General features: G+C 66.2%; 8 protein-coding genes and 1 tRNA gene. 6 read left to right on the plus strand and 3 right to left on the minus strand.

All coding sequences use genetic code 11. The annotated features are described in order from the left end of the window. Positions 1-34 precede the first annotated feature (34 nt). From nudC to ABIB54_RS12190, 3 genes are read left to right on the plus strand one after another with little or no spacing between them, the layout of a single operon-like run. Positions 35-1,018 (plus strand): NAD(+) diphosphatase, encoded by a 984-nt coding sequence (nudC, locus tag ABIB54_RS12180; RefSeq protein ID WP_354575783.1) that lies wholly within the window; start codon positions 35-37, stop codon positions 1,016-1,018. Next, entirely contained in the window at positions 1,012-2,703 is a 1,692-nt protein-coding gene (locus tag ABIB54_RS12185) for an ATP-dependent helicase (RefSeq protein WP_354575784.1), read from the plus strand. The genes nudC and ABIB54_RS12185 overlap by 7 nt, the downstream gene beginning before the upstream one ends. After that, positions 2,700-4,124, plus strand: a complete 1,425-nt coding sequence (locus tag ABIB54_RS12190; protein WP_354575785.1) for an MFS transporter — start codon at positions 2,700-2,702, stop codon at positions 4,122-4,124. The genes ABIB54_RS12185 and ABIB54_RS12190 overlap by 4 nt, the downstream gene beginning before the upstream one ends. Here the strand turns inward: ABIB54_RS12190 and ABIB54_RS12195 are convergent. Beyond that, positions 4,088-4,882: a hypothetical protein gene (locus tag ABIB54_RS12195; RefSeq protein WP_354575786.1), complete on the minus strand. Its 795-nt coding sequence runs from the start codon at positions 4,880-4,882 to the stop codon at positions 4,088-4,090. The two genes, ABIB54_RS12190 and ABIB54_RS12195, sit on opposite strands and share 37 nt — an antisense overlap. 61 nt (positions 4,883-4,943) lie before the next feature. Then, positions 4,944-6,323, minus strand: coding sequence for a zinc-dependent metalloprotease (locus tag ABIB54_RS12200; RefSeq protein WP_354575787.1), 1,380 nt, complete (start codon positions 6,321-6,323; stop codon positions 4,944-4,946). A 104-nt stretch (positions 6,324-6,427) separates the two neighbouring features. On the opposite strand from ABIB54_RS12200, the gene ABIB54_RS12205 reads away from it, so the two are divergent. The 3 genes from ABIB54_RS12205 to ABIB54_RS12215 all read left to right on the plus strand — a co-directional run bounded on the left by ABIB54_RS12205 (position 6,428) and on the right by ABIB54_RS12215 (position 10,654). Next, a complete protein-coding gene (locus ABIB54_RS12205) occupies positions 6,428-7,546 on the plus strand; it encodes a YlbL family protein (protein WP_354575788.1) in 1,119 nt (372 codons plus the stop codon). Positions 7,547-7,620: 74 nt separating this feature from the next. Further along, positions 7,621-10,542: a UPF0182 family membrane protein gene (locus ABIB54_RS12210; protein ID WP_502917126.1), complete on the plus strand. Its 2,922-nt coding sequence runs from the start codon at positions 7,621-7,623 to the stop codon at positions 10,540-10,542. A gap of 38 nt (positions 10,543-10,580) precedes the next feature. Further along, positions 10,581-10,654 (plus strand) — tRNA-Met (locus ABIB54_RS12215). A 210-nt stretch (positions 10,655-10,864) separates the two neighbouring features. On the opposite strand, the gene ABIB54_RS12220 is transcribed toward ABIB54_RS12215, so the two are convergent. Then, the coding region (locus ABIB54_RS12220) for an SPX domain-containing protein (protein WP_354575790.1) at positions 10,865-11,990 on the minus strand (1,126 nt) is incomplete at its 5' end.

The following is an 11,990-nucleotide window of genomic DNA, read 5'->3' on the forward strand; positions in this document are numbered from 1 at the left end:
CGCCTTTCCCGCCCCCTTCGATGATTGGTGCCCCATGTCAATCGACCCTGTGTCTACAGACGCTGGTTCGCCGTCCTACCTGTCCCCCCTCCCCGTGTCGGCGTTGCCGCTCTCACGCCACGGCCTCGATCGCGACTATCTCTCGCGCAGCGACCCCGACCTGTTCGAAACCCTTCGTCGCGATCCGCGGATGCTTCAGCTCGTGCTCTGGAAGGGCAAGGCACTGCTCGACCCGAGTGGCGCGCTCGATCTTCTCCCCCACCACGCCGAAATCGACTCCGCACTGCGGTTGTACCTCGGACGATCGCTCGGATCGGACTCGCCGGGTGACCCGGTGGTCGCCGTGATCGTGGACGACGCCGCCGCGGAGTCCTTCGCGTCGCCGGAGTCCGAGCGCTGGGGCGACCTCCGAGCACTCGGCAGCACCTTCAGCGATCGCGATGCCGGACTGTTCACTGCCGCGCTCGCGCTAGCGAACTGGCACGACTCGCACCGCTTCTCCCCGCGCACCGGCATGGCGACCGTCTCCGGCCAGGGCGGCTGGGTGCGCACCGACACCGAGAACGGGCGCGAGGTGTTCCCCCGCACCGACCCCGCCATCATCGTGGGGATCGTGGATGCCGAAGACCGAATCCTGCTCGGCCACAACGCGATGTGGCCGGCCAATCGCTACTCTCTCCTCGCCGGGTTCGTCGAGCCGGGGGAGTCGCTCGAGAGTGCGGTCGCGCGCGAGGTGTTCGAGGAGTCGGGCATCCGTGTGGTCGATCCCGTCTATCTGGGGTCGCAGCCGTGGCCATTCCCGGCCTCGCTGATGCTCGGCTTCATGGCCAGGGTCGATCCGGCCCTTGAGTCGATCCTCACGCCGGATGGCGCGGAGATCCTCGATCTGCGCTGGTTCAGCCGGGACGAGCTCGCGGCATCCCTCCACGACATCGGCCTTCCCGGCCACACCTCCATCGCCCGGGCGATCATCGAGCACTGGTATGGCGGTCCCATCGTCGACCACCGGCAGTGGTGAGCTCCGCCGAATCACTGCTCGAAGCCCTCGACGACGAGCAGCGCATCGCCGCAGAGACCCTGCTCGGTCCGCTGTGCATGCTCGCCGGTGCCGGCACCGGCAAGACTCGCGCCATCACCCACCGCATCGCCTATGGCGTCGCGACGGGGGTCTACGCCCCCGACCGGGTCATGGCCCTCACCTTCACCTCCCGCGCTGCGGCGGAGCTGCGGGGACGGCTGCGCCAGCTCGGGGCCACCGGTGTCGCGGCGCGCACCTTCCACGCAACGGCCCTCTCCCAGCTCGGCCACTTCTGGCCGGAGGTCATCGGCGGCCAGATGCCGCGGCTGCTCGACAGCAAGGGCCGCGTGATCGCCCAGGCCGCGGAGACTCTCCGACTCAAACTCGACACAGCGACGCTCCGCGACCTCGCGGCGGAGATCGAGTGGCGCAAGGTGTCGCGTCTCACGCTCGACCAGTACGCGGCGGTGTTGCCTCAACGCGTGCTGCCCTCTGCCCTCGACGCCGACAAGATGGTCGCCATCCACCGCGCCTACGAATCGGTGAAGGATGAGCGCCGCCAGCTCGACTTCGAGGACGTGTTGCTCGCGACCGCCGGCATGATCGAAGCCGAACCGCGGGTCGCGCAGCAGGTGCGCGAGCAATACCGCTTCTTCGTCGTCGATGAATACCAGGACGTCTCGCCGCTGCAGCAGTCGCTTCTCGATCTCTGGCTCGGCGACCGGCAGGACCTCTGCGTCGTCGGCGACGCGAGCCAGACGATCTACTCCTTCGCCGGCGCATCCGCCGACTTCCTCCTCGGATTCCCCACTCGCTTTCGCGAGGCAGCGGTCGTGAGGCTCGAACAGAACTACCGGTCGAGCCCGCCCATCGTCGGCCTGGCGAACCAGCTGATGCGCGGTCGTCCCGGAGCATTGGCCCTTCGAGCCTCGACCGGCACCCCGGAGGCGGCAGCGAAGGCCACGCCAACGGTCACGAGCTTTCCGAGCGAAGTCGCCGAGGCCCGGGCGATCGCGGACCAGGTTGCCGCGGCGATCGCGGGTGGGGCTCGTCCGCAGGACATCGCCATCCTCTTCCGCATCAACGTGCAGTCCGCGCCGCTCGAAGCGGCCCTCGCCGACGCCGGGGTGAGCTTCCAACTGCGCGGGGGAACCCGCTTCTTCGAACAGCAAGAGGTGAAGCAGGCGCTGATGATGCTGAAGGGCGCGGTGGTCGGCGCGACGCGCGAACCCCTCTTCAAGACGGTCAGCGACGTGCTGCGGTCCCTCGGCTGGACCCAGGATGCACCCGAGGTGCGAGGGGCGGTGCGGGATCGCTGGGAATCCCTGAACGCGGTGATGGGGCTGGCCGAGGCATCCGCCGACGGCACGTCGCTCCGGTCGTTCGTCGACGAGCTCTTCGAGCGCGCGGCCAGCCAGCATGAGCCGACGATGGCCGCGGTCACCCTCGCGACCCTGCATTCCGCGAAGGGGCTGGAGTGGGACACCGTCTACCTCGTTGGGCTGAGTGACGGCTACCTGCCGATCACCTACGCGAAGACGGAACGAGCCGTCGAAGAGGAGCGTCGCCTGCTCTACGTCGGCATCACGCGCGCCCGCCGCCGCCTGCACCTGTCGTGGTCGTCCGGCTCGTCCGGCCGCGGACCCGACCGCCGCGCGTCCCGCTTTCTCGCCGGACTCGCATGAGCCGGCTGGCGGGAACCGGGCGCGCCGGAAGAGAGGGCATCTTCGGCGCCCATTATCTCTGGGTGACCGTCGGCAGCAGCGCGCTCGTCTTCCTCGCGGCCTTCGAATCCCTCGCGGTCACCACGATCATGCCGGTGATCAGCCGGGATCTCGACGGCGCAAGCCTGTACGCCCTCGCCTTCGCCGGTCCGCTCTCCACCGCCGTGATCGGTATGGTGATCGCCGGCAACTGGTCAGATCGTTCGGGACCGGTGCTGCCGCTCTACGTGTCCGCTGCGCTCTTCGGTCTCGGTCTGCTCGTGGCGGGAAGCGCGCCCACCATCGGAGTCTTCGTCGCGGGTCGTCTCGTGCAGGGGTTCGGGAGTGGCGCGATGACCGTCGCGCTCTATGTGGTCGTCGCCCGCCTCTATCCGCCGGTGCTGATGCCGCGCATCTTCGCCAGCTTCGCCGCCGCCTGGATCGTGCCCTCGCTCATCGGGCCGTTCATCGCCGGCCTCGTCGCCCAACTCTGGAGTTGGCACTGGGTGTTCCTCGGGGTCGTGGGGCTCGTGGTCGTCGCCGTGGTCATGCTCACTCCGGCGGCGCGGATGCTGCGGCTTCAGCCGCCGGAACCCGGCACGGCCGCGTGGAACCCCGGTCGCATCGGCTGGGCCGTGCTCGCCGCGATCGCGGTGCTCGTGGTCAACCTGTCGGTCGACATCGGCGGGCTCGCCGCCGTTCTCGTTCCGCTCGCGGCGCTGCTGCTTGCTGTGGGGGCGGTGCGCCCGCTCCTGCCGCGCGGAACGCTCACCGCCCGCCGAGGACTGCCCACCGTCATCCTGCTGCGCGGCCTCGCCTCTGCCTCGTTCCTCGGGGCAGAGGTCTATCTTCCCTACCTCCTCGTACAGCGCTACGACTTCTCGCCCACTTTCGCCGGGCTCGCGCTCACCGGATCGGCGCTGGCGTGGTCGGGCACCTCCTGGCTCCAGGGTCACCTCGGCGATCGCCTGCGCCCGGCGACGGGAATGAGCGTCGGCATGTGGCTGGTGCTCGCGGCGGTGATGGTCGCCTTCGCCTCGGCGGCCCTTCATCTCAATCCGGCCGTGATCATCCTGGGCTGGGTTGTCGGCGGCGGAGGCATGGGGCTCGTCTACCCGCGCACGAGCGTCATGACCCTGGGTCTCTCTCGCACTGCGGAGCAGGGTTTCAATAGCTCGGCGCTGTCCATCTCGGACTCTCTCGGCGCCGCCATCGCCCTCGCGCTCACCGGGGTCGTCTTCGGTGCTCTTGACCGGTCGGGATCCTCCGGCGGCGGCTCTCTCGCCTTCGCCGGCAGCTTCGGCATCGCGGTGCTGTTCGCCATCGGTGCCGTTGCGGTGGCAAGGCGGGTCGTGCCGCGAACGGCTCAGGCGGAGAGCGAGGCGCAGCCGCAGTCCGGGTGAGTCTGCCACTCCCGCAGCATCCGTTCGCCCGTCGCCGCATCGATCTCGATCGATGTCAGCGGTTCGATGCGGTGCACGACCCGCTGTGCGAGCACGAGGCGCGCCACGGTCGAGGCGACCTCGTGGGCGACGAGGGAGGAGTCGAGACCGCTGCGCCGATGCCAGAGTTGCGAGGCCATGGCGGGCCAGGCCGGATCGGCGTCCGTGTGATGGCGTTCCAGGCAGTGCAGACAGGGTCCGGTTCCCGGTCGGATGATCGGACCGATGCGCACGGTCTCGTCTCCGATCACCACGGCGAGGTGGGGGATGTCGCGGCGCAGCCACCTGCCGTGATCCTCCGGTTCGATCACGAAGTGAGCCACGATCACCGCGATCTCCGGCTCGGCGTCCTGCTCATCGGGGATCAGCGCCATCCCGGCGGTCTCGAGCATGGCGCGGATGAGGCGCGTGGTCTCTCCCTCGCCGCTGACCAGCGCCGATGCGGGCCACGGCCTCTGGACCGGATGTTCGAGGGCCGGGCGTTCGAGGGCCGGCGCGAGGGCGCGCATCAGGGCGTCGAAGGCCGGGTCGTCCAGGCCCGCCGATCGACCGATCATGCGGGCCCCCGGGCCGCTCACCCCCGTGACGAGCGCCGCGATCACCCTCTCATCGGCGGCGGAGACCGCCTCGAGCACCACGCGAGGATGGTCAAGGCCGAACTGGAGGCTCTGGGGCGTGCGCCAGATCAGCGGGAGGCGGGGATCGAGTCTGAGGACCATGCACGCAATGGTGCCCCGACCGGTGGTTCGGCGTCGCGCGCCATCCACAGGCGGCCGACAGTCAGCGCTTCGGGTCCTCCGCGGTGCCGTCGTCGGCCTCGTGCGGGCGATCGTCGCGGTCGTCGTTGAGCAGGTCTTCGATCGCCTGGTCGATGTCGTCGGCCGAGGCATCCGGTCCGGAGAGCCTCGCGATGAGCGCGGTCGGGTCGTCGATGTCTTCGGAACCGGGAAGGAGGTCGGGGTGTGACCAGAGCGAGTCACGCTTTTCGTCGCCGACCTCGTCGGTGATCTTCTGCCACATCGCCGCGGCCTCGCGCAGGCGGCGAGGCCGCAGCTCCAGCCCCACGAGCGTGGAGAACGCGGATTCTGCCGGCCCGCCGGCGGCGCGCCTCCGACGGACGGTCTCGGCTATGGCATCGGACTTCGGCAGGCGGGCGGTGGCCTGGGCTGTCACGACATCCACCCAGCCCTCGATGAGGGCGAGGACGGTCTCGAGGCGCCCGAGGGCCGCGAGCTGCGACTCGGACTTCGGCGGGATGAGCGCTCCGCTCACCATCGCCTCACGCAGCTCTTCCGGGTTGGAGGGATCGAAGTCCGCGGCGAGCTGCTCGAGTCGATCGGTGTCGATGCGGATGCCCTGGGCGAACTCGGTGATCGAGGTCATCAGCTGCAGCCGCAGCCATTTCGCGTGACGGAACAGCCGGGCGTGGGCGAGTTCGCGCACCGCGAGGTAGAGCTGCACCTGGTCACGCTCGATGTCGAGTCCGTCACCGAAGGCAGCGACGTTCTGTGGCAGGATCGCGGCCTGCTGGTCGGAATCCGACAGCGCGCCCAGCAGGGGGATTCCGATGTCGCCCCCGGAGACCACCTCGCCGGCGAGCTGCCCGACGACCTGGCCGAGCTGCATCGCGAAGAGTGTGCCGCCGACGTTGCGCATCAGCTTGGATGCGCCCTCGATCATTCCGGACATCTCTTCTGGCGCCTGGTCGCGCAGCACCTGGGTGAGCGAGTTGGCGATGCTGAGTGCCACCGGTTCGGCCAGTTGCGTCCAGATCGGCATCGTGGCGGTGATCCACTCGGTGCGCGACATCAGCCGCGGGGTGGAGGTGAGTTCGGAGACGTAGGTCGCCTCGTCGAGCCAGAGCGCCGCGACGTGGAAGGCCTGCTCGAGCGACGAGCGATCGGCCGGGGTAGTGGCCACGACGTCTTTCGCGGCCAGCGTCTTCGCCTGCTCGAGAGCGAGATCCCAGTTGATCCCGTCACCGCTCGACTGCATCGCGCTCTGCAGTTGCCCGATGAGGTTGCGGATCATCTCCGGGTCGTTCGGCAGCCCCGCGGCACTGGCGAGGCGCGCGGGGTCGATGTCTCCGTTTCCGGAGAGGAACTGGCTCAGCATGTCGCGGAATTCGTCTTCCGGGTTCTGGGCCGAATCTTCAGGCATGGCAACTACGCTAGCCGCTGCACGCTGCGCGCGGTGTGTGTATCGAGTTCGTCGCGTCAGGCTGCTCTGCGCCCGTGGCGAACAGCTCCACAGAAAGGACCCCGGTGGCACTGTTCATCGACGACCGGCAGGGTCAGGGGCGATCCCCGGCCCGACGTCGCATCACCATGCTGGGCTGGATCCTGCTCGGAGCCGCCGTGTTCGGCACCCTCGCCTTCACGCTCGTTCCCGCGCCCTACGTGATCGAGCAGCCGGGACCGGTCTTCAACACCCTCGGCACGGTCGCCAACGGCAGCAAGCAGGTGCCGATGATCGAGATCCCGGGCCAGAAGACCTACGCGACTGCCGGGTCGCTCGACATGCTCACGGTGAACATCGCCGGGAGCCGCGAGCAGCCGCCGAGCTGGTTCGAGGTGGCCCAGGCCTACCTCGACTCGAGCAAAGCCGTGCTGCCGGTGGATGCCGTGTACCCGGTGGGTACCTCCGTCGAACAGTCGAACGCGCAGGCGACCGTCGACATGCAGAACTCCCAGAAGGATGCCGTGGCCGCGGCCCTCACTCATCTCGGCTACACCCTGCCAGCCTCGCTCACCGTCGGGGGGCTGTCGCCGAAGTCGCCGTCGACCGGCATCCTGAAGAAGGGCGACACCATCGTCAGCGTCGACGGTCAGACCACGGACAGCGTGCTCGGTCTCCGCGCGATCATCGCCAAGTCCGGTGCGGGCACTCCGGTGAACATCGTCATCGAGCGCGGGGGAGTGCAGGAGACCGTGAAGGTGACACCGGAGATGAGCGGCGGACCGGACTCCGTGCCGATCGTCGGCATCTTCCCGGCCATCGTCTACAGCTACCCCTTCGATGTGAAGATCCAACTCGAGAACGTGGGCGGACCGAGCGCCGGCCAGATGTTCGCTCTCGGCATCATCGACAAGCTGACGCCGGGAACTCTCAACGGCGGCGCGAAAGTCGCAGGCACCGGCACGATCGACGGCGCTGGCGTCGTCGGGCCGATCGGAGGCATCCGCCAGAAGCTCTACGGGGCTCGGGCCGCAGGCGCCACCTGGTTTCTCGCCCCCTATGCGAACTGCGACGAGGTGACCGGGCACATCCCCAGCGGTATCCGGGTGCTCGCGGTCAAGACGCTCGACGACTCCCTCGCCGCACTGAAGGCGATCAAGGCTGGCTCGAGCACGAGTGGGCTGCTCAGCTGTTCGACGAAGTGACGCCGAGGCGCCTTCCCAGACCAAGCCCTTAAGATGGGTACGCATCGCATTCGCCATAAGCCAGGAGCAGTTTCGTGACGTCTACCCCCACCGAAGAACGCCGCCCTGCATCGCGATCACGAGTGACCCTCCTGATCACGCTCGCTGTCGTCGCGGTCCTCGTCATCCTCTTCTTCATCTTCGCGAGCCTCTACACCGACTGGCTGTGGTTCGAGCAGCTCGGCTTCCTCAAGGTGCTCACCACCCAGTGGGTGGCCAGCACCGTCATGTTCTTCATCGGGTTCTTCGCCATGGCCGTTCCCGTGCTGGTGAGCATCGAGATCGCTTTCCGCGGTCGACCGGTCTACGCGAAACTCAACGCGCAGCTCGACCGCTACCAGCAGGTGATCGAACCTCTTCGTCGCCTCGCGATGTGGGGAATCCCCGCCGTGCTCGGACTCTTCGCCGGAGTCGCGACCTCCGCCCGGTGGCAGTTGGCGCTCGAGTGGATCAATGGTGTGCCCTCCGGCAAGGTCGATCCGCAGTTCAAGCTCGACATCTCGTTCTATCTCTTCGCGCTGCCGTTCTACCAGGCCGTCGCCGCCTTCGCCTCTGCGGTCGTGCTGATCTCCGCCATCGCCGCCATCGCGACAAGCTACCTCTACGGGGCTCTGCGATTCAACGGTCGTGAGGTGCGCATCTCGCGCACCGCCCGCGTGCAGCTCGCCGTCACGGGCGCCGTCTACCTCGCCATCCAGGCCGTGAGCATCTGGCTCGACCAGTACGCCACCCTGAGCACCAAGACCTCGAGCACGCTCTTCGAGGGTGCTTCATTCGCGGATGCGACCGCGGTCATCCCCGGTCGCCAGATCCTTGCCGGGATCGCCGCCGTCGTCGCGATCCTGTTCGTCATCACCGCGGTCATCGGCCGCTGGCGCTTTCCGCTCATCGGCACGGCTCTTCTGCTCGTGAGCGGGTTGCTCATCGGATCGGTCTACCCCTGGGTCGTGCAGAAGTTCCAGGTCGAGCCGAACGTGCGCACCCTCGAGGCGCCATACATCCAAAGAAATATCAATGCGACGAGGGATGCCTACGGTGTCGCCAGCGTGCAGGAAGAGGCCTACTCGGCCAAGACCGACGCCCAGCAGGGTGCGCTGCGCAACGACGCCGAGACGACCGCCTCGATCCGGATCATCGATCCAGCCCTCGTCTCGGATGCCTTCGCCCAGCTCGAGCGCATCAAGCAGTACTACCAGTTCAACAAGTACCTCGATGTCGACCGCTACACGATCAACGGCAAGTCGCAGGACACCGTCATCGCCGTGCGCGAGCTCAACCAGTCCAACACCAATGCCGCTCCGAGCTGGTACAACAACACCCTGGTGTATACCCACGGGTATGGCGTGGTCGCGGCCTACGGCAACCAGCGCTCGAGCGAAGGCCTTCCCGTCTTCCTGGAGTCGGGCATCCCCGTCACCGGTGACCTCGGAAAGTTCGAGCCGCGCATCTACTTCGGCGAGGAATCACCGTTGTACTCGATCGTCGGCGGGCCGAAGGGCGGAAGCAAGGTCGAACTCGACTACCCGGCGGGGGATGCGAACGCCAACCAGAACGCTACAACCACCTTCTCGGGCAACGGCGGGCCGAAGCTCGACAACGTGTTCAAGAAGCTGATCTACGCCATCAAGTTCCAGTCGGAGCAGATCTTCCTCTCCAACGGCGTGAACGACCAATCTCAGATCCTCTACACGCGCAACCCCGTCGACCGCATCCAGAAGGCGGCGCCGTACCTCACGCTCGACAGCGATCCGTATCCTGCCGTGGTCGACGGTCGTGTGCAGTGGATCGTTGACGGGTACACGACAAGCGCCAGCTACCCGTATTCGGCGGTCCAACAGCTCAGCAGCGCCATCGCCGACACCTATACGCCCACGCCGCAGCTCGCGCTGGATGACATCAACTACATCCGCAACTCGGTGAAGGCGACAGTCGATGCCTATAGCGGCAAGGTGACGCTCTACGCCTGGGATGACAAGGATCCGATCCTCAAGACCTGGCAGAAGATCTTCCCGTCGACGGTGAAGCCGATCAGCGCGATCTCCTCCGACCTCATGAGTCACGTGCGCTACCCGGCGGACCTGTTCAAGGTGCAGCGCGAGATTCTCGGCACCTATCACGTGACCGATCCGAACACCTTCTACTCCTCGAGCGATGCGTGGATCACGCCGAACGACCCGACGAAGGCAGCCGCGACGGCTCGCCTCCAGCCGCCGTACTACCTCACGATGAAGCTCCCGGGCGCATCGCAGTCGGCGTTCTCGCTCTACTCCACCTACATCCCGAGCTCGAAGGGGGCCGGCACGAGCAACATCCTCACCGGCTACCTCGCGGCCAACGCGGATGCCGGCAACACCAAGGGAAAAGTGGCCAGCGGTTACGGCAAGCTCACGCTGCTGGCCCTGCCCAAGCAGAACTCGGTGCCCGGCCCCGGGCAGGTGCAGAGCAACTTCAACACCGACACCGCTGTGGCCAACCAGCTCGCACTGCTCCAGCGCGGTAACACCACGGTCGATCTCGGCAACCTGCTGACCGTGCCGGTCGGTGGCGGACTGCTCTACGTGCAGCCGGTCTACGTCAAGTCGAACGCGGAGACGAGCTACCCGATCCTGCGGAAGATCCTGGTGTCGTTCGGTGACAAGGTGGCGTTCGAGGACACACTGGATGCCGCCCTCAACTCGCTGTTCGGGGGAGACTCCGGAGCGAGCGCGGGTGACGGTGGCGTGACGCCCACGCCGACACCGACGCCGGATCCCGGCACCGGCACGGGCACGGGCACGACCGACCCCGGCACCGGAAACGGCGTGTCGAGCGCCGCGCTCAAGGCCGCACTCGCCGATGTGCAGACCGCTCTGACGGCTCGCGCTACGGCACTCAAGTCGGGCGACCTCACCGCCTACGCCACGGCGGATGCCGCCCTGGTGACGGCTCTGAACAACGTGTTCGCACTGGAGAAGTAAACCGACATCCATCCCGCGTGGTAAGCTTTTATACGTGCCGCGGGGTGGAGCAGTTCGGTAGCTCGCTGGGCTCATAACCCAGAGGTCGCAGGTTCAAATCCTGTCCCCGCAACAGAGGGCCGTTCCGGATATGTAAGTCATAATTTCCGGATATTGATCGAAGAAAGACCGGGACGACTGAAAAGTCGTCCCGGTCCTTTTTTTGTGCCGCCAACGTTTGTGATCTTGGTGCTGAATCCCTGTCTTCGCTCGTTAAACAGCAATTCGGCCTGCGTCTGGGCAGGCCGAATTGTGTTGGTTCTTCGTGGGTATTGCGTCTGAACTAGGTGGTTGGCCCGGGCGGGTTTCCGTCGTGGGATCGAACCAGCGGCGCACCGAGCGCGTCGTGCCGTCGCCTCGTTCGGTGCTTTACGGCTGAGCCTGAATTTGCGTCTTCGAGGCGGTGAGCCTCAGCTTTGAAGAAGGTCGCGATTCGTCTGAGGTTCGATGTGACCACTGAGAATGCGAGCGTTATGTATAAGGCGGCATAGCCGCGTCCCGACCTCTTCTTCGGATTGCCAATATCGCCGTGGGCGTCAGTTTTCAAGAGGTTGTTGGAGCTCTCGACCAGGCTGCGCATTCCGTATTGCCGACGCCATTCGACGGTCTTGTGCGGAAGGTGCTGCCCGAATTTGATCGCCTGCCGTTTGGAGTGGGCGGCCGATGGGTCCTCTGTGCGTGGCTTGCGTCCGGATTGTTTTCCGGACGCCACTGTTTCGTTGATCGGGAGAGTCGGTGGAATCGTCACGCTGGACACACTTGGCGCAACCTTGGGCTGCGCGAGCATCTTGTTCAGCGGCGGGTAGCTGAACCGCTGGAAACCGTCGACGTCGCGCCGCCCTTTCGGGATCATTCGATAGGGTTCGCGTGCGTCGATGTTCTGCTGAAGGCTCGGGAGCGCTTCTTCACTTTCAGCCAAGATTTTGATGGCGGTCTGAACGTCTTCGAGGCTTGGGCCTTTTCTCTTGGTGGGGTGTTCCGTCTTATAGACGATGATCTTGGCTTCGTCTCGAGCTACTTCTGTTGCGGCGACTTTCCGCGAGGCTTCGATGAGCGATGTAGGCATCCAATTCACATACCAGCTGCCGTCTACCAGAATGAGATCGCTGAAGTGGCTTTGGAGACCGAGGTCTTCGGCCTTGTAGTCGAAAACAAGCTCGACACCAAGGCGGGCCATCGGGAGGTGGAACGTTTCGATTCGCTCGTAGTTGTATGCGCGATCGACGACTGAGGTGATTTGGTAGAAACCGAGGTTTTGGTGGTGCTCTGTCAGGTTGGCCGCGTGCCCGACAAATTCGCCAGGGTTGTGGCAACGGGACTGCCCCGAGTTCAGTTGACTCGTTGGGTTAGTGGTTTTATGCGGCGTTGAGGGCCATGTTGATTGTCTCAAACTCGATCGGGGTGAGTTT

It is taken from the genome of Frigoribacterium sp. UYMn621, from assembly GCF_040549525.1.
GTDB lineage: Bacteria > Actinomycetota > Actinomycetes > Actinomycetales > Microbacteriaceae > Lacisediminihabitans.

What these genes read in the sequence shown, in the direction of transcription:
- nudC (WP_354575783.1), top strand. Translation starts at nt 35, where the DNA reads ATGTCAATCGACCCTGTGTCTACAGACGCTGGTTCGCCGTCCTACCTG.
- ABIB54_RS12190 (WP_354575785.1), top strand. Translation starts at nt 2,700, where the DNA reads ATGAGCCGGCTGGCGGGAACCGGGCGCGCCGGAAGAGAGGGCATCTTC.
- ABIB54_RS12195 (WP_354575786.1), bottom strand. Translation starts at nt 4,882, where the DNA reads ATGGTCCTCAGACTCGATCCCCGCCTCCCGCTGATCTGGCGCACGCCC.
- ABIB54_RS12200 (WP_354575787.1), bottom strand. Translation starts at nt 6,323, where the DNA reads ATGCCTGAAGATTCGGCCCAGAACCCGGAAGACGAATTCCGCGACATG.